Here is a 21,844-nt window from a genome sequence, read left to right on the forward strand (position 1 = left end):
GCCGTTTTTGCCTCGGCCGCAATGGCTTCGTGCTATCGTGATTGCAAGCTATCCAACCCCAAAAACACCATGAGCTACAGCATTGATTTGTCGGGCCGTGTGGCCCTTGTGACCGGCGCTTCCAGCGGCCTGGGCACGCAGTTCGCCAAGGTCCTGGCCCATGCCGGCGCGGCCGTGGTCCTGGCCGGCCGGCGCACCGAAAGGCTGAAGACCCTGCGCGCCGAAATCGAGGCCGGCGGCGGCGACGCCCATGTGGTCGAACTCGACGTCACCGACCACGACAGCATCAAGTCGGCCGTGGCCCACGCCGAGACCGAGGTCGGCACCCTGGACATACTGATCAACAATTCCGGCGTCAGCACGACACAGAAGCTTGTCGATGTCAGTCCCGATGACTACGACTATGTGATGGACACCAATGCCAAGGGAGCCTTCTTCGTGGCCCAGGAGGTCGGCAAGCGCATGCTGGCGCGGGCGCGCGGCGCTGCACCCGGCACCTATCTGGGCGGACGCATCGTCAACATCGCCTCGATGGCCGGCCTGCGCGCGCTGAGCCAGATCGGCGTCTATGCGATGAGCAAGGCGGCGGTCATCCATATGACCCGTGCGATGGCGCTGGAGTGGGGCAAGTACGGCATCAATGTCAACGCCATCTGCCCGGGCTATATCGACACCGAGATCAACCACCACCACTGGGCCACCGAGCAGGGCCAAAAGCTGATCAATATGCTGCCGCGCAAGCGCGTTGGACAGCCGCAGGATCTGGACGCGGTGCTGATGATGTTGTGCGCCAAGGAGAGCCACTTCATCAATGGCGCGGTGATACAGGCCGACGACGGTTTCGCGGTGTGAGCCTATGAGGGAACTGTCTTTGCTGGAGGCCCGTGTCCTCGGTGTGCTGATCGAAAAAGCCCATACCGTGCCCGACAGCTACCCGCTGTCTCTGAACTCGCTGGTTGCCGGCTGCAACCAGAAGACCGCCCGCGACCCGGTGCTCAATGCCACCGATGCCGAGGTGCAGGTCGCCGTCGATGCGCTGAAGGGCCTGAACCTGGCCTTCGAGTCCAGCGGCTCGCGGGTCAGCCGCTATGAACACAATATGGGCCGCGTGATGGGCCTGCCCTCGCAGTCGGTCGCGGTGCTGGCGCTGCTGATGCTGCGCGGCCCGCAGACGAGCGCCGAGTTGCGCGCCAACACCGAGCGCCTGCACCGCTTTGCCGATGTGTCTTCGGTCGAAGGTTTTCTCGACGAACTGGCCGAGCGCAGCGCAGAAAAGGGCGGGCCGCTGGTCGTCAAGCTGCCGCGCGCGCCCGGTGCTCGCGAGTCGCGCTGGATGCATCTGCTGTGTGGTGCCATTGACGTGAGTCAGATGATCAGCAGCGCCGCGCCCGAGGACTTCGTTGCTGCCAGCGAACTGGCCGCCTTGAAGGCGAACCAGGACCGGCTGATGCGCGAGGTCGAGGACTTGCGAGCGCTGGTCGAGCGGCTGTACACCGAGCTCGGCGTCAGCCGATAGCACCATGCGCATCGACATTCCTGAACAGAAAAAGCTGGTCCACGAGATGCGTATCCCCATCCGCTGGGGCGATATGGATGCGATGGGCCATGTCAACAACACGGTCTACTTCCGCTATCTGGAGATCTCGCGCATCCAGTGGCTGCATGAGCTGGGCGGCGCGCCCGACCCGTCGGGCCAGGGCCCGGTGATCGCCAATGCCTTCTGCAATTTCTACAAGCAGCTGGAGTACCCGGGCGAGATCGTCGCCAGGCACTACGCCTGCAACCCGGGCCGCAGCAGTTTCGACACCTACATTACTCTGGAGCGGGTCGATGAACCCGGCGTGATCTATGCCGCCGGCGGCGCGACCACGGTGTGGGTGGACTTCCCGCAGCAGAAGTCGGTGCCGCTGCCGGACTGGCTGCGCGCGGCGGTGTCCTGACCAGGGATTCTCCTCAGCCTCTTGACACAGGCTCTTGCTCACAATGCGCTTGGTGCAGCGGCCCCGTTAGCGGGCAGCGCCCTAACAGGGAGAATCCATGTCGTTCAGCAAATCGTTTCTATTGATTCTGGCCGTACCGCTGTGCCTGGGCCTGCAGGCCTGCAGCAGCGTGCCCGAGGCCCCCGCTCAGGTGGCCAAGGCCGAGCCCTATGAGCCGCCCGAGCGCACCACCGGCAGCAATATCGCCAAGCGCTCGAAAGAGCCGGGCACCGGCGTCAAGGTGCTGTCGCCCGAGGCGATGGAGGCGGAGCGCAATCGCATCAGCGAGACCTTCAAGTCCAAGGGCAACTGAGGGAGCGAGGAGGGCCGGGCCGCTCAGGCCGACAGCAACTTGTTGACCAGCTCCGGCGTCGTCGCCGCGGCGTACTTCTTCATCAGCCGCGCGCGATAGATGTCCACCGTGCGCGGGCTGATGGCCAGCCGCTTGCCGATCAGCTTGCTGGTCTGGCCCTCGATCAGCAGCGCGGCGATCTCGCGCTCGCGGGCGGTCAGCTCGACCTTCAGCCTACGTTTGGCCGACAGGTCCTCGAAGCTCCAGATGCCCTCGGCATGGGGGTCGGTCGGGTCCAGCGCGCGGCCCGACACATGGCACCAGAACATCTGGCCCGAGCCGACGCGCCGCATCACCCGGTCGTCGGCGTAATAGCCCTCGGAGCCCACCGCGTCAAGACTGGCGACGATGCGCTCACCGGTGCGCTCGAACTCCGCCTGGCTGGGATAGAGCACCTCGAAGCTCTGGCCGATCAGCCGTTCGCGCACGGTACCGAACATGGCCACCAGCTGACGGTTGCAATCGACGATCAGCCGCTTGCGCGACAGCACCAGGCCGATCGGTGCCATCTCGAAGGCGGTGCGGTAGTCGAGCGTCATCGGCCAGGTCAGAGCAGGGCGTAGGTCGTGGTCGCCTGAGCCGCCAGGCGGCCGTCCGGGTTGGCGATATCTATGCTGCCGAAGGCCAGGCTCTTGCCGCTGCGCAGCACGGTGGCGGTGACCAGGCAGTGGTCGCCCGAGACCGGGCGCAAGAAACTCGTCTGCAGTTGCACCGTCGTCATCGGCCGGAATTCGCCGAGCTCGACCATCATCGCCAGCACCATCGCCGTGTCGGCCGCGGCCATCGCCGCCTGGCCGCACATCACGCCGCCGACATGAACGAACTCGCGCTTCACGGGGAGCTTCAGCAAGACCCGGCCGGGCGCTGTCTCCAGCACCTCCAGGCCCATGGCGGTGATCCAGGGGGCGAAGATGCGAGGGATTTGTTCCTGTAGCTGGGCTGCATTCATGGTGGGCGGGCCGCAAGGCCGGGGATGGGGACGGAAATGAAGCATAGCCGCCTCCGGGCCGGACCTTAGTCAAATCTACGTACTGCCCCGCGCCGGCGTTACGGTGTACGCTTTGGCGCGTTTTGCTTCACGCACGAATTCCTCTACCGGAGACAACGATGAACAAGCTCTATCCCAGCGCCGCAGCCGCGCTGGATGGCATTGCCAAGGACGGCCAGCTGCTGGCCGTCGGCGGCTTCGGCCTTTGCGGCATTCCCGAGGCCTTGATCGCGGCGCTGCGCGACAGCGGCGCCAAGAACCTGACGGTGATTTCCAACAATGCCGGCGTCGATGGCTTCGGCCTGGGCCAGTTGCTGGAAACCCGCCAGATCAAGAAGATGATCTCCAGCTATGTGGGCGAGAACAAGGAGTTCGAGCGCCAGTACCTGGCCGGCGAGCTGGAGCTGGAATTCACGCCCCAGGGCACCCTGGCCGAGAAGCTGCGCGCCGGTGGCGCCGGCATCCCGGCCTTCTTCACCCGCACCGGCGTGGGTACCATCGTGGCCGACGGCAAGGAACTGCGCGAATTCGACGGCTCGACCTATGTGATGGAGCACGCGCTGCTGCCCGATGTTTCCCTGGTCAAGGCCTACAAGGCCGACAAGAGCGGCAATCTGGTGTTCCGCCGCACGGCGCGCAACTTCAACCCGGCCGTGGCGATGGCAGGCAAGATCACCGTGGTCGAGGTCGAGCAGCTGGTCGAGGTCGGCGAGATCGATCCGGACGATGTGCATCTGGCGGGCATCTATGTGCACCGCATCGTCGTCAATGCAAATCCCGAGAAGCGCATTGAGAAGAGAACTCTGACCGAAAAGAAGGGAGCCTGATCATGGCCTGGACACAAGACCAAATGGCGGCCCGTGCGGCGCAGGAACTGCAAGACGGCTTCTACGTCAATCTGGGCATTGGCATCCCGACGCTCGTCGCCAACTTCGTGCCCGCCGACAAGGAAGTCTGGCTGCAGAGCGAGAACGGCATGCTGGGCATTGGCCCGTTCCCGACCGAGGACGAGGTCGACGCCGACCTGATCAATGCCGGCAAGCAGACGGTGACGACGATACCCGGCTCCAGCATCTTCGGCTCGCATGACAGCTTTGCGATGATCCGCGGCGGCAAGATCAATCTGTCCATCCTCGGCGCGATGCAGGTCAGCGAGAAGGGTGATCTGGCCAACTGGATGATTCCCGGCAAGATGGTCAAGGGCATGGGCGGCGCGATGGACCTGGTGGCCGGCGTCAAGCGCGTGATCGTGCTGATGGAGCATGTGGCCAAGAAGAAGGACGGCACCACCGACCTGAAGATCTTGCCCAGCTGCACGCTGCCGCTGACCGGCGTGGGCGTGGTCAACCGCATCATCACCGACCTGGCGGTGATGGACGTGACCCCGCAGGGCCTGAAGCTCGTGGAACTCGCCGAAGGCGTGAGCCGCGAAGAAGTGCAGGGCAAGACCGGTGTGCCGCTGATCTGATGCTGTACGACGCCTCCAGGCACGAGGCTCTGACGGGCGCTGCCTGGAGCGACGGCGCGGCGAAGGAGCAGATCGAGCGCATCGCCGCCGATCTGCTGGCCGCCTTTTCGCCGCAGGATCTGTGGCCCAACCATCCGCTGGACCTCGATCCGAGCGAGGCAGATCTGCCCCGCGCCAATCTGTATTTCGGTGCCGGCGGCGTGATCTGGGCGCTGGAGCGATTGAAGGCACTTGGCGCGATCACCTTCGAGCAGGACTTCGGCCCCACCATCGCCACGCTGCCCGAGCGCAGCCATGTCTTCACAGACGAATGGGGCATGGGGCAGACCTCCTGGCTGATGGGTGAGACCGGCCTGCTGTTGCAGCACTGGCAACACGATCGCAGCGACGCCGTCGCCGATGCGCTTTACGCCAATGTGCAGGCCAATCTGCACCATCCTGCGCTGGAGTCGCTGCTGGGCTCGCCGGGCAGCATGCTGGCGGCGCTGTTCATGGCCGAAGCCAGCGACGATGCGCGCTGGCCTGCGCTGTTTCGGCAGGCGGTGCAAATCGTCTGGGACAGCATGACCTTTGATGCCGAGCTTGGCGTCTGGCAGTGGACGCAGGATCTGTACGGCCGCAAGAGCCAGTACCTCGGCGCCGCCCACGGCGTTGTCGGCAATGTGTTCCCGGTGCTGCGCGGCGCGCACCTGTTGCCGCCGGACCTGGTGCAGGGCTATCTCGAACGCACGGTGGCCATCCTGGCGCGCACGGCGCTGCGTGATGCCCAGGGCCGGGTGAACTGGCCGACTACGCCCTATGCGGCCCAGAACGGCGCCAAGCTGCCCCTGGTGCAGGACTGCCATGGCGCGCCGGGCATCATCTGCCGGCTGGCCGGGGCCCCGGCACACGCCGAATTGGATGAGCTGCTATCGGCCGCCGGCGAGCTGGTCTGGGCCGCAGGGCCGCTGATCAAGGGTCCGGGCCTGTGCCATGGCACGGCCGGCAATGGCTATGCCTTGCTGAAGCTCTACCGCCGCAGCGATGACGAGCAATGGTTGGAGCGTGCCCGCGCCTTTGCAATGCACGCCGCGCTGCAGGGCGAGCAGATGGCCGCCAAGTACGGGCGCCGGCGCTACACGCTGTGGAACGGCGACCCTGGGCTGGCGCTGTTCCTGCAGTCCTGCCGCGACGCCGACGCAGCTTTTCCTACGCTTGACTGCTTCTGACGATCATTACGCGTGCTTCAAGGCACGCGCGCACTCTGGCACCAGCTCCGGCCCGCGGTAGATGAAACCGGTATAGACCTGCACCAGGTCGGCGCCGGCGGCGATCTTGGCCCGCGCATCGTCGCCGCTGAGCACGCCACCGACGCCGATGATCGGATAGTTGTGGCCCAGGGCCGCACGCAGCAGCCGTATCACCCGGTTGCTGGCCTCGAACACCGGCTTGCCGCTCAACCCGCCCATCTCTTCGGCATGGGGCATGCCCTTGACCGCGTCGCGGGCGATCGTTGTGTTGGTGGCGATCACGCCATCGATCTGGTGCTTCAGCAGGGTGGCCGCAATCACCGCGACTTGCGCCTCGTCCAGATCGGGGGCGATCTTGACAAAGATGGGCACCGCGCGGCCATGCTTCTGGGCAAGCGCCGTCTTGCGCTGCTGCACCGCGCCGAGCAGCGCGTCGAGCGCGTCGTCGCTCTGCAGCTCGCGCAGATTCTTGGTGTTGGGGCTCGAGATATTGACCGTCACATAGTCGGCGTGCGGGTAGACGCCGTCCAGGCAATGCAGATAGTCGTCGACCGCGTTCTCTATCGGCGTGGCGGCGTTCTTGCCGATGTTCAGACCGATCAGGCCACCGGCGGCGCGAAAGCTGCGCGCGCGCAGCACATTGGCCAGAAAAGCATCCAGTCCCTCGTTGTTGAAGCCCAGCCGGTTGATCAACCCTTTGGCCTCGGGCAGACGGAACATGCGCGGCTTCGGATTGCCCGGCTGACCCTTGGGCGTGACCGTGCCGACCTCGATGAAGCCGAAGCCCATCGCGCCCAGGCCGTCGATGCAGCGGCCGTTCTTGTCCAGGCCGGCGGCCAGGCCGATGCGGTTCGGGAACTTCAGGCCCGCCACGGTCACCGGGTCCTGCACCCGGGTCTGCGACCACAGGCATTGCGCCGGCGTGTTCTGCAGCCGGGCAATGCTGCCCAAGGTCAATTCATGGGCCTGCTCGGGGTCCAGTCCGAACAGAAAGGGGCGGGTGAGGGCGTAGGGAATCAGGGCCATGGGCATGAGGGGAGTGATCCGTGAATTGTCGCATTGCGACTTCCTGCGCTGCCCAGACGACAATATCGCCATGGCCAAACTGTTTTTCCGCTACGCCGCCATGAATGCCGGCAAATCGACCGCCCTGCTCCAGGTTGCCCACAACTACGAGGAGCGGGGTCACCGCGTGCGCATCTTCACCTCCGCCACCGACAACCGTTACGGCCAGGGATTCGTGACTTCGCGCCTGGGGCCGCAACGCGAGGCCGAGCTGTTCTCGCCCGAGACCGATTTCGCCGCCATCTTCGACGCTGCCGAGCGGGTGTCCTGCCTGCTGATCGACGAGGCGCAATTCCTCACCGAGGCACAGGTCTGGGCCCTGCACGCCATTGCTCACATCAAGGGCACGCCGGTGATCTGCTACGGACTGCGCACCGATTTTCGCGGCCAGCTCTTCCCCGGATCGGCCAGCCTGCTGGGCCTGGCCGACGAGATGGATGAGATGAAGACGATCTGCCACTGCGGCCGCAAGGCGACGATGAATATGCGTGTCGATGAGCACATGAAGCGCGTCACCGAGGGCGCCCAGGTCGAGATCGGCGGCAATGCGCGCTACCGCGCGGTATGTGGCCGCTGCTTCCACAGCCTCTGAATCGATAATGCCCTGAACAGCCTCTGGAGTACGCGACGATGAACACCCTGGACGACCATCAACATGACCGCGAAGTCGGCTCGCGCGATGGCACGCATGACACGACACGCACCGATGACACCCGCATCGGTGCCGTGCGCCCACTGATCTCGCCGGCCCTGCTGCTGGACCAGCAGCCGATACCCGACGAGGCGCTGTCCCTGGTCGAGCGCACCCGCTATGAGATCAGCGACATCCTGCACGGCAAGGACGACCGCCTGCTGGTGGTGGTCGGCCCCTGCTCGATCCATGACCACGACCAGGCGATGCAGTACGCGCAACTGTTGCGCGATGTGCGCGACGGCCTGTCCAAGGACCTGCTGCTGGTGATGCGCGTCTATTTCGAGAAGCCGCGCACGACGGTGGGCTGGAAGGGCTATATCAACGACCCGCGCCTGGACGGCAGCTTCCATATGAATGAGGGCCTGCGCCTGGCCCGCCAACTGCTGCTGGACATCACGGCCCTGGGCCTGCCCTCGGGCACGGAGTTCCTGGACCTGCTGTCGCCGCAGTACATCGCCGACCTGATCGCCTGGGGCGCCATTGGCGCGCGCACCACCGAGAGCCAGAGCCACCGCCAGCTCGCCTCGGGCCTGAGCAGCCCGGTGGGCTTCAAGAACGGCACCGATGGTGGCATCAAGGTGGCCAGTGACGCCGTGCTGGCCGCCAGCGCCAGCCACGCCTTCATGGGCATGACCAAGATGGGCCAGGCGGCCATCTTCGAGACCCGCGGCAATGCCGACTGCCATGTCATCCTGCGCGGCGGCAAGGCACCGAACTACGACGCTGCCTCGGTGGCCGCGGCCTATGCGGCGCTGCGCAGCGCCGGCCTGCGAGAGCAGGTGATGATCGACTTTTCCCATGCCAACTCGAGCAAGAAGTACGAGCGTCAGGTCGATGTGGGCCGCGATGTGGCCGGGCAGATTGCTGGCGGTGATGCCGGCATCACCGGCGTGATGATTGAAAGCCACCTGCAGCCGGGGCGCCAGGACCTGGCCGAGGGCCAGACCAAGGCCGATCTGAAGCATGGCGTGTCCATCACCGATGCCTGCCTGGGCTGGGATCAGACCCTGCCGCTGCTGCAGGAACTGGCCGCGGCGGTGCGCAAGCGCCGCGCAGTTCGGCCCATCTTGGATAATGGGCGCAGTCTCCAACAAGGGCCCACTTCCTCATGACACAAGACGAACTCAAGGCGCTGGTCGCCCAGGCCGCCCTGGCCTATGTGGTGCCGGGCACCGTGGTGGGCGTTGGCACGGGCTCGACGGTCGACCACTTCATCGACGCGCTGGCCAGCATGAAGGACCGCATCGTCGGCGCCGTGTCCAGCTCGGACCGCAGCACCGAGCGGCTGCGCGCGCGGGGCATCAATGTGGTGGACGCCTCCAGCGTCGAACGGCTGGCGGTCTATATCGATGGCGCCGACGAGATCGACCACGACGGCAATATGATCAAGGGCGGTGGCGCGGCGCTGACGCGCGAGAAGATCGTCGCCGACCTGGCCAATGACTTCATCTGCATCGCCGATGCCTCCAAGCTGGTGCCGGTGCTGGGCAAGTTCCCGCTGCCGGTGGAGGTGATTCCGATGGCGGCCACCCAGCTGGCGCGGCGTTTTCAGCGCATCGGCGGCCAGCCCACGCTGCGTGACGGCGTTGTGACCGACAATGGCTGTCATATCCTCGATGTGCGCGGCCTGCAGATCACCGATCCGCTGGCCTCGGAAATCGAGATCAACCAATGGCCTGGCGTGGTCACCGTGGGCATATTTGCCCGCCACCGCGCCAGCGTGTGCCTGCTGGGAACGAGCGAAGGCGTGAAGACGATGCGCTTTGCCCACAACGTTCCCGCCGTGCGCGACACGGCTTATCCGCCGGTTTAATCTGTTTCATTCAGACCGGTACCCCGAATTCAACCAGCGGAAACTTCATGGCAACACCGAATTACTCCTACGAAAAACGTCAGCGCGAACTCGCCAAGAAAAAGAAGAAGGAAGAGAAGGCCAAGAAGAAGACCAGCGACCATGGGCCCGGCGATTCGCAGGGCAATGACGGTGGGGCGAGCCAGGAAGCACCAAAACCCGCTGACGCTTCCTAAGCGGCCTGCCCCCTCGCCCTGCGCGCATCGAAGCGCGCCGGGTCTATGGCGTCCAGCAGGCTGGCTTCCACGGGGCAGGGTGCTCCGGTGGCCAGTGAAGCCAGTACCTGGCCGCTCAGCGCGGCCCAGGTAATGCCTCGGGAGGCCATTCCGGTGGCCACCAACAGCCCGGGCTGCCGGGCGATGAAGCGGGGCTGATCGCGCCGGGCTTCCAGCGCCGCGAGATCGGGTAGGGCGCCCACCAGCGGCAGCCTGTCTTCGGCAATCACCCGCCAGCCCACGCGGCCTTGCAGCAAGTTCAGCTGCACCACCTCGATTTCGGCATTGCTCAAGCGCATCAGCTGGGCGATGTTGTGCTCGTGGTCGGTTTCGCGCAGGCTCGGGTCCAGATCGTGATCCTGGGCCGTGGCACCGCACCACACATCACCTGCCTGATCTGTCACCACGTAGCCGGTGCCGGCCACCGGAATGGACGGCATGCGCAGGCCCGGCGTCGAAGTCGGCAGGTGAGTGATCTGGCCGCGCTGCAGCCGCAGCGGCCAGCCCTGCGTCTGCAGCAGGTTCAGGCTGCCGGTGCCGGTGCTGATCACCAGCAGTGGGGTTTCGGCCAGCACACGACCGTCTTCGTCCAGCAACTGCCAGCCATCGCCTGCCCGACGCAGCTGCCTGATGGCCTGGCCCGAGCAAAACCTGACCCTGCCCGCCGGCGCTGCCTCGACAAAGGCACGGGCGAGGCTGGGCGGCGACAGCGCGCCGCCACCCGGGTAGTACCAGGCCGGACCTTGATGCGGCAGGCCCGAGTGCGCGCCGGCCTGGCGGGCATCCAGCGCCTGCACGTAGTCGGCGGGCAGGCCCAGATCGGCCAGCAGGGCCTGCATCTGGGCCAGATCGCGGGTGGACTCGGTGCGCAGCAGGCCGTCGATGCGCCAGGGCAGGGGCAGCGCCGGCAGGATGCGGCGCAACTCCAGTGCCGCCGCGCGATTGAAGCGTGCATGCAGGCCGTCGTCCGGGTTGAGGGTGCCGTGAAACAGGCCGACGGCGTTGCCCGAACCCGCCTGGGCAATCGCTGCGCCCTGATCGAACATGCGCACTTCCAGGCCCTGCTCGGCCAGCGCCCAGGCCGCTGCGCAGCCGGCCAGGCCGGCGCCCAGCACCACCGCCTGCCTGGCGCCGGGTGCCACCGGCGTGCGCGCGGCCGGCCGCTGGGCGATGAAGCGGGGTTGGTAGCGGGCCATGGTCAGGCCGTCGTTGTGCCGCAGCTCGAAGCCGGCCTGGGTCAGCAGGGCATCGTTCCGGCCGGGCATGACCAGGGTGGCGCCCGGTGCGGCCAGCTTGGCCAGCGACTTGAGCCGGTAGCGGTCCCTGCCGCCGGCCTCAGCCAGCACAAAGGCATCGACGCTGGCCACCAGCTCCGCCAGCCAGGGCGCGACCTCGCCGAAGGCCAGCAGCAGCTGCACGCGGCCCTGCTCGAAGCTGAGGCGGTGCAGATTGTGGGTCAGCGGCGGCCAGGCGGCGTGCAACTGGCGGGCCAGATCGGGGGCGCCTGCCTGGGCCAGCTCGCTGCGGCTCAGCGGCCGGTCTTCGATGGCGATGAATACAAGGCGCTCGCAGCGCAGCGGGTCCGCCTTCCAGACCTGCCAGGCGGCCAGGAACTGCTCGCCCCGGCCGAAGCCTGTGGCAAGCCACACGAAACGCTCGCGGCGCGCCCAGCGGCCGGGCAACTCGCTGCCTCGCAGGGCCTGCTCGGCTGTGCAGGTGAGTGGGCGATCTGTCTGATCCAGCGTGCCGGGCCGTATCGCGTGGGTTTTCATGGTCGAAGTAGAGCTCAAAAGCAAAAAGGGCACCGAAGTGCCCTTTTTCGATACGAAGCGCCAATCAGACGCGCTTGCGGTATTCGTGCGTACGCGTGTCGATTTCGATCTTGTCGCCTTGCGCCACGAAGATCGGCACCGGGATTTCAAAACCGGTGGAGATCTTGGCAGGCTTGAGCACCTTGCCCGAGGTGTCGCCCTTGACTGCGGGCTCGGTCCAGGTCACTTCACGCACCAGGCTGGTGGGCAGCTCGACCGAGATGGCCTTGCCGTCATAGAACACCACTTCGACGGGCATATTGTCTTCCAGGTACTGGATGGCATCGCCCATGTTCTCGGCTTCCACCTCGAACTGGTTGTACTCGGAGTCCATGAACACATACATCGGGTCGGCGAAGTAGGTGTAGGTGCACTCCTTCTTCTCCAGAATGATCTGGTCCATCTTGTCATCGGCCTTGAACACGACCTCGGTGCCCGAGTTGTTCAGCAGGCTCTTGAGCTTCATGCGCACGGTGGCCGAGTTGCGGCCGCCACGGCTGTATTCCGTCCTGAGCACGACCATGGGGTCCTTGCCGTGCATGATCACGTTGCCTGCGCGAATTTCCTGAGCGATCTTCATGAGTGTTCCGTAATGGGGTGTCTGGGGATGTCTGGGGTGGTGTCTCACCGGCCGCTCACTGTCCGCGCACTGCTGTCCATAGCGGTCGGTGAATTGCGTTAGAGCGTTCTTGCAGCCTGCGCCCGGACTCCCCGTCAGGCTCGGCAAAGCCCAGTATTTTACCCTGGGTTTGCGACGAAGCTCAGCAGCTGGGTGCTCAAATCCCCTTGATTCAGCAATTGTTGGCGCCACAGAGTGGCGGTTTCCTGCGCCTGATCAAGCCACGGACAGACCTGCAAACCTCCAGGCGGCAGGGCTTGCAGGCCGTTCCAGGCGCGCCACAGCACGCGGGTGGGGGCGGCGAGCGAGGGCGGCGCGCCGGCCAGATAGAGATCCAGAAAGGCCTCCAGCTTGGTGGCGTGGGCCGCGTCATGCTGGAGGTAGATCTGCCAGATGAACGGCTTGCCGGCCCACTGGGCGCGCACGAACGAGTCCTCGCCGCGCACCAGATTCAGGTCCGAGGCCCACAGCAGGCGGTCGAACTCGGGTTGGCTCAGCAACGGCAGCAGGTGGGCGCGCAGCCGACCCTGGCGCAGGTCGGTGCCCATCAGCGCCTGCACCTGGCGCGCTGCCGCACCGGCAGTGACGAGCAGCAGGCAGGGCTGCGCGGCAAGCTCGGCCAGCAGGGCGGGCAGGGCAGAGTTGTCGTAGCAGAACAGCGTCACCACCCGCTCACCTGCCGCCCGCCGCAGCCCCAGGCCGGCGAGCCAGGTGTCGCGGTCGAACGCCGCCTGCTCGGCCGGCAGCCCCGGCTCGCGCAGCAGGCCGCCGGTGCGGGCCGTGAAGCCGGGGTAGAAAAACCATTTGTCCAGCCCGGCCGCCGGGCCGCTGAACTGCGGTGAGCGCAGACGGTGCGAGCGCTCGACATAGGGCTCGGCGCTGAGGTATTCGAGATTGATCCAGACGGAGGCGGATTGGCGTTGCGCCATGCGCGCCAAAAAGGCGTCGGGCAGTTCGCAGCCAAAGGCCTCGACCACCACGTCGCCAGGTTGCTCGTCGCCTAGCGTGACCGGCCAGTCGCGCACCTCGACACCGGACGCCCCCTCGGGAGCCATCCAGGCCAGAGCCGAGCGATCGTCCAGCCACAGTCTGACCGTCTGGCCGCGGCTGGACAGGTCACGGGCCAGGCGCCAGCACACGCCGACATCGCCGAAGTTGTCGATGACGCGGCAGAAAACATCCCAATGCTTGGTGGGGTGGGTCATGGGGGGCGATTATCGGACCGCGATGCTTGGGCACAATCGAGCCCTATGACATCCGATGCCGTCCATCCAGACACCTCGCCGCCGGCCGCCGACGCCGACCGCGCGCGCCTGCTCGCCGAGGTGGCCGCCCTGCCGGCGCTGCCGGGGGTCTATCGCTATTTCGATGCCCAGGACCAGGTGCTCTATGTCGGCAAGGCGCGCAGCCTGAAGAAGCGGGTGACGAGCTACTTCCAGCGCGACCATGCCGGAACCCGTATCGGCCAGATGGTCAGCCGCATTGCGCGCATGGAGACCACCGTCGTGCGCACCGAGGCCGAGGCCCTGCTGCTGGAAAACAACCTGATCAAGACGTTGAACCCGAAGTTCAATATCCTGTTCCGCGACGACAAGAGCTACCCCTACCTGAAGATCGCCGCCCATGCCTATCCGCGCCTGGCCTATTACCGCGGCGCGGTCGATCGAAGGCACCGCTATTTCGGGCCCTATCCGAGCGCCTGGGCGGTGAAGGAGTCGATCCAGCTGATACAGAAGGTGTTCAAGCTGCGCACCTGCGAGGACTCGGTCTTCAACAACCGTTCGCGGCCCTGCCTGCTGTACCAGATCCGCCGCTGCTCGGGCCCCTGCGTGAAGATCATCTCCGACGCCGACTATGCGCGCGACGTCGAGAACGCCGAGCGCTTTCTGCTCGGCGACACGCAGGAGGTGCTGAGCAGCCTGCAGACCAAGATGATGGCCTTCTCCGATGCTCTGGCCTTCGAGCAGGCGGCCGAGGTGCGCAACCAGATCTCGGCGCTGTCGAATGTGCTGGCCCAGCAATCGGTCGAAGAGAACAGCGCCACCGGCCGCGACCGCGACGTGGACATGCTGGCTGTCGAGGTGCGCGGCGGCCGTGCCTGCGTCAACCTGGCGATGGTGCGCGGCGGCCGGCATCTGGGCGACCGCAGCTACTTCCCGGCCCATGTCGAGGAGGCCACCGCACTGGGCCAGGAGGAGTTGCAGGAGCGCCTGGAAGACCGCCAGGCCGCCGCCGTGCCCGAGGTGCAGGTGCTGGAGGCCTTCATCGCCCAGCACTATCTGGAGTCTCCGGTGCCACCGCTGCTGGTGCTGAGCCATGCGGTGGACAAGGCGCTGATCGAGGCGCTGGGCGAGCAATCCGGCCAGCGCGTGCATGTGCAGCACCAGCCGCGCGAGCAGCGTCGCATCTGGCTGGACATGTGCATCAAGGGCGCCGAGCTGGCGATTGCCCGGCTGCTGGCCGAGGAGGGCTCGCAGCAGGCGCGCACACGGGCGCTGGTCGAGGCGCTGGAGCTCAGCCCCGAGAATATGGATACCTTTCGCATCGAGTGTTTCGACATCAGCCACACCGCGGGCGAGGCGACCATGGCATCCTGCGTGGTGTTTGAAGCTCACCAGATGCAGGCCTCGCAGTACCGGCGCTACAACATCGACGGCATCACCGGTGGCGACGACTATGCCGCCATGCGGCAGGTCTTGACCCGGCGCTACAGCAAGCTGGCCGAGGCCGCCCAGCTGGGCACCGGCCGCCTGCCCGACATCGTGCTGGTCGATGGCGGCAAGGGCCAGGTCAGCATGGCGCGCGAGGTCTTTGTCGAACTCGGGCTGGACCTGGCGCTGATCATCGGCGTCGAGAAGGGCGAGGGCCGCAAGGTCGGCCTTGAGGAGCTGGTGTTTGCCGATGGCCGCGAGAAGGTTTATCTCGGGCGCGATTCGGCGGCGCTGATGCTGGTGGCGCAAATCCGTGACGAGGCGCACCGCTTCGCCATCACCGGCATGCGTGCCAAGCGTGCGAACATCCGCACCGGCGGCAGCCGCCTCGAAGACATTGCGGGCATAGGCCCGAAGAAGCGCGCGCAGCTGCTGCAGCGCTTCGGTGGCGTGCGCGGCGTGGCCAATGCCAGCGCCGAAGAAATTGCCACCGTCAAAGGCATATCCAAAGAACTGGCCATGGAGATATACCGTGCCTTGCGTTGAACCTGTCGTACCCGCCCCCGCCATCCCCGGCCCGGGCCAGCGTCTGCCCTCGCTGCTGCTGGCGGCCTCCTTGCTGAGCCTGCTGTCGGCCTGCTCGGGACCTAAGGCCCCCGCGCCTGCCGGTGTGGCTGCCACGCCAGCGCCGCCGGCCGCCCCGGTGGAGGCTCGCCAGGTGCCCGCCGATGGCCGTGCCCCGGGCCCGACCGCTGGCCTCAAGCTGCAGCCGCCCAAGCCGGTGCGCAATCAGGAGGCGCTGCGCCAGCAGGCCGCCGAGCGGCTGGTGGCTGCCAATCCGCAGCGCACCTATCTGGGCGAGGTGCCCCAGGTGTTGCTGGCCATCCCGGTGCTGGAGATCGAGCTGCATGGCGATGGCTCGGTGCGCCGCATCGACGTAGTTCGTCATCCGGGGCAGGCGCGAGACACGACCCAGCTGGCCATCGATGCGGTGCACCGCGCCGCGCCATTCGGCGACGTGACGCGCATGCCCAAGCCCTGGAAGTTCACAGAGACGTTTCTTTTCAACGACGATCGCAGGTTCAAGCCGCGTACCTTGGACAACTGATTTGCGCCCGGCGCGTCGCGAAGCACCTTTGTTGGGCACAATCCATCCATGTTTCTGACGCTCCCCACCCTGCTGACCTGGGCCCGCATCCTGGCCATTCCGCTCATCGTCGGCGTCTTCTATCTGAAGATTTCGGCGCCGATGGCGAATCTGGTGGCCACGGTGCTATTCGTTACGGTGGCGCTGACCGACTGGCTCGATGGCTATCTGGCGCGCAAGCTGAACCAGACCTCGGCCTTCGGTGCCTTCCTCGATCCGGTGGCCGACAAGATCCTGGTCTGCGCAGCCCTGCTGGTGCTGCTGGAGCTGGGCCGCGTCAACGCGCTGGTGGCCCTGGTCATCATCGGCCGCGAGATCGCGATCTCGGCGCTGCGCGAGTGGATGGCTCAGATCGGTGCCTCGCGCAGCGTAGCCGTGCACATGGTGGGCAAACTCAAGACGATGGTGCAGATGGTGGCCATCCCCTTCCTGCTCTATGACGGCACGCTGTTCGACGTGATCAACACCCGCGTCTGGGGCACGGTGCTGATACTGGCCGCGGTGGTGCTGACGATCTGGTCCATGGTTTACTACCTGCAGAAGGCCGTGCCCGAGATCCGCGCCAAGGCGCGCTGAGTCGTGCGGTTCAACGTCAACGCCGGCGCAGCGCCGCTGCTGTGGCGTGTCATGCCGGCGGCCTTTGTGCTGATCTGGAGCACCGGCTTCGTCGTCGCCCGTTTCGGCATGCCGCACGCGCCGCCGCTGAGCTTTCTGGCGCTGCGCTTCGCGCTGTCCGCGCTGACCTTCGTGATCTGGATCAAGCTGTCTCACGATGTCGGATGGCCGCGCGATCGCCGTCAGTGGGGCCATCTGGCCATGGTCGGTGCGCTGACCCATGCCATCTATCTCGGTGGCGTGTGGGCCGCCGTCAAGGCCGGCATGGGGGCCGGCACGATCGCCCTGATGGCGGGTCTGCAGCCGGTGCTGACGGCCGTGTGGCTCAGCGCCACCGGCACCCAGCACCGCGTCAGTGGACGGCAGTGGGTCGGTCTGCTGCTGGGGCTGGGTGGCCTGGTGCTGGTGCTGTGGCGCAAGCTGGGGCTGGGCGAGCTGAATGCCGTGAATCTGTCGCTGGGCGCCTGTGCCCTGCTGGCCATCACCACCGGCACCTTGTACCAGAAGCGCTTCGTGGCGCCGTGCGACGTTCGCAGCGCGGTGCTGATCCAGCTGCTGGCGGCCCTTGTGCTGACCCTGCCCTTCGCCCTGCTTGAACAGGAGCCCATGGTCTGGCATGCCGAGCTGCTGGGCGCGCTGGCCTGGTCGGTGCTGATGCTGACCCTGGCGGGCAGCTCCATGCTCTACCTGCTGGTACAGCGCGGGGCGGCGACTCGGGTCACCAGCCTGCTGTATCTGGTGCCACCCTGCGCAGCGCTGCAAGGCTGGCTGCTGTTCGGCGAGTCGATGAGCGCCCTGGTCTGGCTGGGCATGGCGCTGACGGCCGTCGGCGTCGGCCTGGTGGTGGGCCGCGACTGAGCAGGCTACAGCGCAAAAAGTGTCAGCGGATGTGCACAAGTTGCAGACCTGCGCCGCTTTTGTATCGGGACTTGTCCCTGCCTGGAAAGGCCACTGAATCCGCATAGAATCCATCCTCCCGCCAACGCTGGGCAGGCAGCAAAAAAGCCGCACCAACGGGCCGCATCAGCGCGGCCCGGCGCCCACAGCGGACGGACCCGACACCACGCATCCATCCGAGACCTATTTGAGAGGGGGAAGACCCGTGAACAAGTCAGAATTGATCGAGCACATCGCCAAGCAGGCGGACATTTCCAAGGCCGCGGCGGGCCGTGCGCTCGAGGCCCTGATCGGTGGCGTCAAGACCACCCTGAAGAAGAATGGCACCGTGTCCCTGGTGGGCTTCGGCACCTTCAGCATCACCAAGCGCGCCAGCCGTACGGGACGCAACCCGCGCACCGGCGATACAATCAAGATCAAGGCTGCAAAAGTTCCGAAGTTCCGTCCCGGCAAGGCATTGAAGGACGCGGTCAACTGAACGGTTGACGCTCATAGGACGCTTGTAAGTCGGCTCTCAGGGTGCTTAGCTCAGTTGGTAGAGCGGCGCCCTTACAAGGCGTAGGTCGGGGGTTCGAGCCCCTCAGCACCCACCATCAATTCGGCAGTTTTCGTGCCTGACCTGATTGCCGACCCCGGCGCTTCGCGAGCGCTGTCACTGGGCTAGAATGCGAATCTACGCAAAGGCGAACCCTGGTTCGCCTTTGTTGCGTCTGCAAGTCAAGCAGTCCAGCCAAGCACCGGCGATGTCAAGCCGGATGATGCTTAACCACGCGCATGCTTAGGCGCTGCGCGTTGCCCGCCTGAGGTTTCTCGATGTTTGATTTCGTCCGCAAGCACACCAAAGTGCTGCAGTTCATCCTGCTGCTGCTGATCTTCCCTTCGTTCGTGCTGTTCGGTGTTGAAGGCTATTCGCGGTTCACCGAGGGCGGAAACGCCAAGGTCGCCGTGGTGGACGGGCAGGGCATTACCCAGGCCGAATGGGACGTTGCGCTGCGCGACCAGTCCGAGCGCATGCGCCGTCAGGCTCCGAATGTGGATCCGAAACTGCTGGACTCGCCCGAGGCCAAGCGCGAAGCGCTGGACGCCCTGGTGCGCGACAAGGTCATGCAGATTGCGGCCACCAAGCAGCATCTGGTGGTCAGCGACGAGCGCCTGCAGCGCTTGTTCCAGGCGGACCCACAGTTTGCCTTCATTCGCATGCCCGACGGTAGCGTCAACAAGGGCATGCTGGCAGCCCAGGGCATGAGCTCGGCTTCGTTCGAGCAGCGTCTTCGGCAAGACCTGACCCTGCGCCAGGTGGTGCAGGGCGTCAGTGGCACCGCATTCGCCTCATCCGTCAATTCGGCGGCTGCCTTCGACGTGCTCCTGCAGCAGCGCGAGGTGCAGGTGCAGCGCTTCAGCGTCAAGGACTATCTGGGCCGCATCACCCCGAGCGATGCCGAGCTGGAAGCCTACTACAAGGATCCGGCCAATGCCTCCCAGTTCCAGTCGCAGGAGACGGCCAGCATCGAGTTTCTGGTACTGGATCTAGACGCGCTGAAGAAGGACGTCAACGTGTCCGAGGACAAGCTGCGCGAGTATTTCAAGACCAACGAGTCGCGCTACACGGTGGCCGAGGAACGCCGTGCCAGCCACATCCTGATCAAGACCGAGCCGTCGGCATCGGCCGATGACAAGGCCAAGGCGAAGGCCAAGGCCGAGGCGCTGCTGGCTGAGGTGCGCAAGGCACCGGGCACCTTCGCCGACGTGGCGCGCAAGAACTCGCAGGACCCGGGCTCGGCCGCGCAGGGTGGCGACCTGGATTTCTTCGGTCGCGGTGGCATGACCAAGGCCTTCGAGGACGCGGCCTATGCGATGAAGCAGGGCGAGATCAGCAATGTGATCGAAACCGAGTTCGGTTACCACATCATCATGCTGACGGCCGTGCGCGGCGGTGAAAAGAAGCCTTTCGAGGCGGTGCGCGCAGAGATCGAAGACGATGTGCGCAAGCAAGTCGCGCAGGCCCGATACGCCGAAGCGGCCGAGCAATTCAGCAATCTGGTCTATGAGCAGTCCGACAGCCTTAAGCCGGCCGCCGACAAGCTCAAGCTCACGATCCAGACTGCCACCGTGCAACGCAAGCCGCTGCCTACTGCCGTCGGCACGCCGGCCTCGCCCAAACTGCTTGATGCGGTATTCGGCGTCGAGGCCCTGCGCAACAAGCGCAACACCGAAGCTCTGGAGATCTCCCCCAACATGTTGGTGTCGGCCCGAGTCGTCAAGCACGACCCGGCTCGCCTGCTGCCCTTCGCGGAGGTCAAAGCGCAGGTGCAGGACCGCGTGGTCAAGAAGATGGCCGTGGCCCAGGCCAAGAAGGATGGCGAGGCCCGTCTGGAGGCGCTGAAGAAGGGGGGCGATGCCGCAGGGTTGGAGCCGGCGCAGATTGTCTCGCGCGTGCAGGCCCGCGATCTGCCTCGCTCCATGATCGAAGACATCATGCGTGCCGATGCCAGCAAGCTGCCGGCCTGGGTTGGCGTCGATGGCGGCGAGGCTGGCTATGCGGTGGTGCGCATCGTCAAGGTGCTGCCGCGCGACTCGGCGGTGATCGATGCCAAGCGTGCCGATCAGCAGTATGCCCAGGCCTGGTCCGCCGCCGAGGCCTCGGCCTACTTCGCCGCGCTGAAGACTCGTTTCAAGGTTGAGCTCAAGCCGGTGGTCGCCGCCCTGGCCGCATCTGCAGCGACGCCTTGATTGGAGATTTCCTGCTCGGCTCGTTAAGAGGGTCGGAAATCTAGGCTATAATTGCAGGCTCTGCGGTGGCTATAGCTCAGTTGGTAGAGTCCAGGATTGTGATTCCTGTTGTCGTGGGTTCGAGTCCCATTAGCCACCCCATCAGAACATTTCATGACGTGTCATGAAGACTCAGAAGCCCTAAGTAAATCAACGACTTAGGGCTTTTTTCATGCCAAATCGGTTCATGTCGTCTCGTTGCAGCGCAGAAAATCTAGGGGCACATTTAGGGGAACGCGGGCCACTTCGGCTCTCCCATCAAGATTTGTTCCCCTATGGCCCTCACCGACGCCCAGTGCAAGAACGCCAAATGCCCCGCTGATAAAGCCCGCATACGCGTAGTGGACGGAGCTGGCCTCTACCTTGAGGTTGCCGCCACCGGCTCTAAGCGTTGGTTTTGGAAGTACTACTTCGACGGCAAAGAAAAGCGGCTGGCGCTGGGCCAGTATCCGGGCCTCACTGCAAAGGCCGCACGCTCCAAACGCGACGCCGCGTGTTTGCTCCAGCAATCGGGCACCGACCCGGCCCATCAGCGCATCGTGGACAAGCTGCAGCGCAAGGCCGCCAGCGTCAACACCTTCGAGGCTGTCACCCGCGACTACCATGCCACCCGAGTGTCGGACTGGAGCGAAGCCTATGCCGAGCGCTGGCTCGTGCGCCTGGAGAAGGACGTGTTCTCGTGGATCGGTAAGCTGCCGCTGACCGACAGCTCCGCTGCTGCTGGCTACCCTCCGGCGCGTCGAGGCCCGGGGCGTGCGAGAGTTGGCGCACTCTTTGCGCGTGGCGCGCTCAAGGCCGTGGCGACGAAGCACATGGCTGCCGTACTGGAACCGGTTGCAGCTGGCGCCCTGATGCGATCGATCCTCGCCTATGAGGGCCAGCCGACCACCAGGGCGGCGCTGGAACTGTCGGCGCTGGTGTTTCAACGGCCGGGCAATATCCGCGCGCTAGAGTGGGCTTGGGTTGATCTGGGTGCCGCGATGATCAGTATCCCGGCCGCTGATATGAAGCGGAAAAGGCCGGCAAGCTCAATGGACGCCCGCACTTTGTGCCGCTTGCACTGCGCGCAGTGGATATCCTGAAGGATCTTCAGCCACTTACCGGTCACGGCCAGTTCGTGTTCCCCAGCCTTCAGGCCGGCGAGCGGCCCATGAGCGAGAACACGCTCCGCACAGCCCTGCGCCGGATGGGCTTCGATAACGACGCCATGACTCCGCATGGTTTCCGTGCGATGGCGCGCACGCTGATGGTTGAGCGCCTGAACATCCTTCCTGACGTAATCGACCAAGCTGCATTGGCGCGTCGGCAGCCAGTGGCCAAGCCCTTGGGCGACGCGATCGCCGGTGCGCCGCCTTGCCCGGATGAGAGCAGGCGTTGCTCATTGCCGACCGGCGCGACTGAGGCAAGAAGTGTCACTTTGCAGCCAGTTTTACGTTATATTGCGTACGCGTACGCTAAAATATTGAGCTGACGCAAGACGTCGTTGACGCGAG

25 protein-coding genes and 2 tRNA genes are annotated in these 21,844 nt (G+C 65.5%); 21 read left to right on the top strand and 6 right to left on the bottom strand.

Going from position 1 to position 21,844, the window contains the following annotated elements:
• The first annotated feature begins 69 nt into the window (after positions 1-69).
• The 4 genes from DES47_RS02605 to DES47_RS02620 all read left to right on the top strand — a co-directional run bounded on the left by DES47_RS02605 (position 70) and on the right by DES47_RS02620 (position 2,292).
• A complete protein-coding gene (locus tag DES47_RS02605) occupies positions 70-852 on the top strand; it encodes an SDR family oxidoreductase (RefSeq protein WP_133699088.1) in 783 nt (260 codons plus the stop codon).
• A 4-nt stretch (positions 853-856) separates the two neighbouring features.
• Complete coding sequence (locus DES47_RS02610) at positions 857-1,516, top strand: YceH family protein (RefSeq protein WP_133699089.1); 660 nt, start codon at positions 857-859, stop codon at positions 1,514-1,516.
• A 4-nt stretch (positions 1,517-1,520) separates the two neighbouring features.
• Positions 1,521-1,940 carry an acyl-CoA thioesterase gene (locus DES47_RS02615; RefSeq protein WP_133699090.1) on the top strand — a complete coding sequence of 140 codons (420 nt, stop codon included), beginning with the start codon at positions 1,521-1,523 and terminating at the stop codon, positions 1,938-1,940.
• Between the two features lie 97 nt (positions 1,941-2,037).
• The gene (locus DES47_RS02620; protein WP_133699091.1) at positions 2,038-2,292 is read left to right on the top strand and encodes a hypothetical protein; all 255 of its coding nucleotides are present in this window, start codon (positions 2,038-2,040) and stop codon (positions 2,290-2,292) included.
• A gap of 23 nt (positions 2,293-2,315) precedes the next feature.
• On the opposite strand, the gene DES47_RS02625 is transcribed toward DES47_RS02620, so the two are convergent.
• Together DES47_RS02625 and DES47_RS02630 are read right to left on the bottom strand one after the other, a co-directional pair.
• Entirely contained in the window at positions 2,316-2,870 is a 555-nt protein-coding gene (locus tag DES47_RS02625; protein WP_133699092.1) for a LuxR C-terminal-related transcriptional regulator, read from the bottom strand.
• A gap of 8 nt (positions 2,871-2,878) precedes the next feature.
• Complete coding sequence (locus tag DES47_RS02630; protein ID WP_133699093.1) at positions 2,879-3,280, bottom strand: PaaI family thioesterase; 402 nt, start codon at positions 3,278-3,280, stop codon at positions 2,879-2,881.
• A 158-nt stretch (positions 3,281-3,438) separates the two neighbouring features.
• On the opposite strand from DES47_RS02630, the gene DES47_RS02635 reads away from it, so the two are divergent.
• The 3 genes from DES47_RS02635 to DES47_RS02645 are packed head-to-tail and all read left to right on the top strand — an operon-like array spanning position 3,439 to position 5,995.
• Positions 3,439-4,146: a CoA transferase subunit A gene (locus DES47_RS02635; RefSeq protein WP_133699094.1), complete on the top strand. Its 708-nt coding sequence runs from the start codon at positions 3,439-3,441 to the stop codon at positions 4,144-4,146.
• A gap of 2 nt (positions 4,147-4,148) precedes the next feature.
• Entirely contained in the window at positions 4,149-4,787 is a 639-nt protein-coding gene (locus tag DES47_RS02640) for a CoA transferase subunit B (protein WP_133699095.1), read from the top strand.
• Positions 4,787-5,995, top strand: coding sequence for a lanthionine synthetase C family protein (locus tag DES47_RS02645; RefSeq protein ID WP_133699096.1), 1,209 nt, complete (start codon positions 4,787-4,789; stop codon positions 5,993-5,995). The genes DES47_RS02640 and DES47_RS02645 overlap by 1 nt, the downstream gene beginning before the upstream one ends.
• A gap of 6 nt (positions 5,996-6,001) precedes the next feature.
• Here the strand turns inward: DES47_RS02645 and DES47_RS02650 are convergent, their stop codons facing one another.
• Positions 6,002-7,042: a quinone-dependent dihydroorotate dehydrogenase gene (locus tag DES47_RS02650; protein WP_133699699.1), complete on the bottom strand. Its 1,041-nt coding sequence runs from the start codon at positions 7,040-7,042 to the stop codon at positions 6,002-6,004.
• A gap of 70 nt (positions 7,043-7,112) precedes the next feature.
• On the opposite strand from DES47_RS02650, the gene DES47_RS02655 reads away from it, so the two are divergent.
• The 4 genes from DES47_RS02655 to DES47_RS28605 are packed head-to-tail and all read left to right on the top strand — an operon-like array spanning position 7,113 to position 9,803.
• The gene (locus DES47_RS02655) at positions 7,113-7,673 is read left to right on the top strand and encodes a thymidine kinase (RefSeq protein WP_133699097.1); all 561 of its coding nucleotides are present in this window, start codon (positions 7,113-7,115) and stop codon (positions 7,671-7,673) included.
• Between the two features lie 38 nt (positions 7,674-7,711).
• A complete protein-coding gene (locus DES47_RS02660) occupies positions 7,712-8,887 on the top strand; it encodes a 3-deoxy-7-phosphoheptulonate synthase (RefSeq protein ID WP_133699098.1) in 1,176 nt (391 codons plus the stop codon).
• On the top strand, positions 8,884-9,588 hold the full coding sequence (gene rpiA, locus DES47_RS02665; protein ID WP_133699099.1) for a ribose-5-phosphate isomerase RpiA: 705 nt from the start codon (positions 8,884-8,886) through the stop codon (positions 9,586-9,588). The genes DES47_RS02660 and rpiA overlap by 4 nt, the downstream gene beginning before the upstream one ends.
• Before the next feature lie 47 nt (positions 9,589-9,635).
• A complete protein-coding gene (locus DES47_RS28605) occupies positions 9,636-9,803 on the top strand; it encodes a hypothetical protein (protein WP_166651815.1) in 168 nt (55 codons plus the stop codon).
• Here DES47_RS28605 and mnmC1 read toward each other — a convergent pair.
• From mnmC1 to earP, 3 genes are all read right to left on the bottom strand, one after another.
• On the bottom strand, positions 9,800-11,614 hold the full coding sequence (gene mnmC1, locus DES47_RS02670) for an FAD-dependent 5-carboxymethylaminomethyl-2-thiouridine(34) oxidoreductase MnmC1 (RefSeq protein ID WP_133699100.1): 1,815 nt from the start codon (positions 11,612-11,614) through the stop codon (positions 9,800-9,802). The two genes, DES47_RS28605 and mnmC1, sit on opposite strands and share 4 nt — an antisense overlap.
• A 64-nt stretch (positions 11,615-11,678) precedes the next feature.
• Positions 11,679-12,233, bottom strand: coding sequence for an elongation factor P (gene efp / locus DES47_RS02675; RefSeq protein ID WP_133699101.1), 555 nt, complete (start codon positions 12,231-12,233; stop codon positions 11,679-11,681).
• A gap of 158 nt (positions 12,234-12,391) precedes the next feature.
• Complete coding sequence (gene earP, locus DES47_RS02680) at positions 12,392-13,477, bottom strand: elongation factor P maturation arginine rhamnosyltransferase EarP (protein WP_133699102.1); 1,086 nt, start codon at positions 13,475-13,477, stop codon at positions 12,392-12,394.
• Positions 13,478-13,522: 45 nt separating this feature from the next.
• Here earP and uvrC point away from each other — a divergent pair, with 45 nt between their 5' ends.
• The 10 genes from uvrC (at position 13,523) to DES47_RS29105 (ending at position 21,822) form a co-directional block, all read left to right on the top strand.
• On the top strand, positions 13,523-15,469 hold the full coding sequence (uvrC, locus tag DES47_RS02685; protein WP_133699103.1) for an excinuclease ABC subunit UvrC: 1,947 nt from the start codon (positions 13,523-13,525) through the stop codon (positions 15,467-15,469).
• Positions 15,456-16,031 carry a hypothetical protein gene (locus tag DES47_RS02690; protein ID WP_243748126.1) on the top strand — a complete coding sequence of 192 codons (576 nt, stop codon included), beginning with the start codon at positions 15,456-15,458 and terminating at the stop codon, positions 16,029-16,031. The genes uvrC and DES47_RS02690 overlap by 14 nt, the downstream gene beginning before the upstream one ends.
• 48 nt (positions 16,032-16,079) lie before the next feature.
• Positions 16,080-16,646: a CDP-diacylglycerol--glycerol-3-phosphate 3-phosphatidyltransferase gene (gene pgsA / locus DES47_RS02695; protein ID WP_133699104.1), complete on the top strand. Its 567-nt coding sequence runs from the start codon at positions 16,080-16,082 to the stop codon at positions 16,644-16,646.
• A 51-nt stretch (positions 16,647-16,697) separates the two neighbouring features.
• Complete coding sequence (locus DES47_RS02700) at positions 16,698-17,543, top strand: DMT family transporter (RefSeq protein ID WP_133699701.1); 846 nt, start codon at positions 16,698-16,700, stop codon at positions 17,541-17,543.
• 244 nt (positions 17,544-17,787) lie between these two features.
• Positions 17,788-18,060: an HU family DNA-binding protein gene (locus DES47_RS02705; RefSeq protein WP_133699105.1), complete on the top strand. Its 273-nt coding sequence runs from the start codon at positions 17,788-17,790 to the stop codon at positions 18,058-18,060.
• Positions 18,061-18,099: 39 nt separating this feature from the next.
• Positions 18,100-18,175, top strand: a tRNA-Val gene (locus tag DES47_RS02710).
• 220 nt (positions 18,176-18,395) lie between these two features.
• The gene (locus DES47_RS02715; protein WP_133699106.1) at positions 18,396-20,312 is read left to right on the top strand and encodes a SurA N-terminal domain-containing protein; all 1,917 of its coding nucleotides are present in this window, start codon (positions 18,396-18,398) and stop codon (positions 20,310-20,312) included.
• Between the two features lie 65 nt (positions 20,313-20,377).
• Positions 20,378-20,453: transfer RNA gene (locus tag DES47_RS02720), tRNA-His, on the top strand.
• A gap of 173 nt (positions 20,454-20,626) precedes the next feature.
• Complete coding sequence (locus tag DES47_RS02725; protein ID WP_243748127.1) at positions 20,627-21,433, top strand: tyrosine-type recombinase/integrase; 807 nt, start codon at positions 20,627-20,629, stop codon at positions 21,431-21,433.
• On the top strand, positions 21,421-21,822 hold the full coding sequence (locus DES47_RS29105; protein WP_243748128.1) for a tyrosine-type recombinase/integrase: 402 nt from the start codon (positions 21,421-21,423) through the stop codon (positions 21,820-21,822). The genes DES47_RS02725 and DES47_RS29105 overlap by 13 nt, the downstream gene beginning before the upstream one ends.
• Positions 21,823-21,844 lie beyond the last annotated feature (22 nt).

This window comes from Roseateles toxinivorans, assembly GCF_004362525.1.
GTDB classification, from domain to species: domain Bacteria; phylum Pseudomonadota; class Gammaproteobacteria; order Burkholderiales; family Burkholderiaceae_C; genus Paucibacter; species Paucibacter toxinivorans.

Bases quoted from the DNA above. Each gene is read 5' to 3' on its own strand.
- DES47_RS02635 (WP_133699094.1), top strand. From the start codon at position 3,439: ATGAACAAGCTCTATCCCAGCGCCGCAGCCGCGCTGGATGGCATTGCC.
- DES47_RS02625 (WP_133699092.1), bottom strand. From the start codon at position 2,870: ATGACGCTCGACTACCGCACCGCCTTCGAGATGGCACCGATCGGCCTG.
- DES47_RS28605 (WP_166651815.1), top strand. From the start codon at position 9,636: ATGGCAACACCGAATTACTCCTACGAAAAACGTCAGCGCGAACTCGCC.
- mnmC1 (WP_133699100.1), bottom strand. From the start codon at position 11,614: ATGAAAACCCACGCGATACGGCCCGGCACGCTGGATCAGACAGATCGC.
- DES47_RS02700 (WP_133699701.1), top strand. From the start codon at position 16,698: ATGCCGGCGGCCTTTGTGCTGATCTGGAGCACCGGCTTCGTCGTCGCC.
- DES47_RS02655 (WP_133699097.1), top strand. From the start codon at position 7,113: ATGGCCAAACTGTTTTTCCGCTACGCCGCCATGAATGCCGGCAAATCG.
- DES47_RS02660 (WP_133699098.1), top strand. From the start codon at position 7,712: ATGAACACCCTGGACGACCATCAACATGACCGCGAAGTCGGCTCGCGC.
- DES47_RS02610 (WP_133699089.1), top strand. From the start codon at position 857: ATGAGGGAACTGTCTTTGCTGGAGGCCCGTGTCCTCGGTGTGCTGATC.
- DES47_RS02650 (WP_133699699.1), bottom strand. From the start codon at position 7,042: ATGGCCCTGATTCCCTACGCCCTCACCCGCCCCTTTCTGTTCGGACTG.
- pgsA (WP_133699104.1), top strand. From the start codon at position 16,080: ATGTTTCTGACGCTCCCCACCCTGCTGACCTGGGCCCGCATCCTGGCC.
- DES47_RS02715 (WP_133699106.1), top strand. From the start codon at position 18,396: ATGTTTGATTTCGTCCGCAAGCACACCAAAGTGCTGCAGTTCATCCTG.
- DES47_RS02640 (WP_133699095.1), top strand. From the start codon at position 4,149: ATGGCCTGGACACAAGACCAAATGGCGGCCCGTGCGGCGCAGGAACTG.
- efp (WP_133699101.1), bottom strand. From the start codon at position 12,233: ATGAAGATCGCTCAGGAAATTCGCGCAGGCAACGTGATCATGCACGGC.
- uvrC (WP_133699103.1), top strand. From the start codon at position 13,523: ATGACATCCGATGCCGTCCATCCAGACACCTCGCCGCCGGCCGCCGAC.
- DES47_RS02725 (WP_243748127.1), top strand. From the start codon at position 20,627: ATGGCCCTCACCGACGCCCAGTGCAAGAACGCCAAATGCCCCGCTGAT.
- DES47_RS02615 (WP_133699090.1), top strand. From the start codon at position 1,521: ATGCGCATCGACATTCCTGAACAGAAAAAGCTGGTCCACGAGATGCGT.
- rpiA (WP_133699099.1), top strand. From the start codon at position 8,884: ATGACACAAGACGAACTCAAGGCGCTGGTCGCCCAGGCCGCCCTGGCC.
- earP (WP_133699102.1), bottom strand. From the start codon at position 13,477: ATGACCCACCCCACCAAGCATTGGGATGTTTTCTGCCGCGTCATCGAC.
- DES47_RS02620 (WP_133699091.1), top strand. From the start codon at position 2,038: ATGTCGTTCAGCAAATCGTTTCTATTGATTCTGGCCGTACCGCTGTGC.
- DES47_RS02645 (WP_133699096.1), top strand. From the start codon at position 4,787: ATGCTGTACGACGCCTCCAGGCACGAGGCTCTGACGGGCGCTGCCTGG.
- DES47_RS02605 (WP_133699088.1), top strand. From the start codon at position 70: ATGAGCTACAGCATTGATTTGTCGGGCCGTGTGGCCCTTGTGACCGGC.
- DES47_RS02630 (WP_133699093.1), bottom strand. From the start codon at position 3,280: ATGAATGCAGCCCAGCTACAGGAACAAATCCCTCGCATCTTCGCCCCC.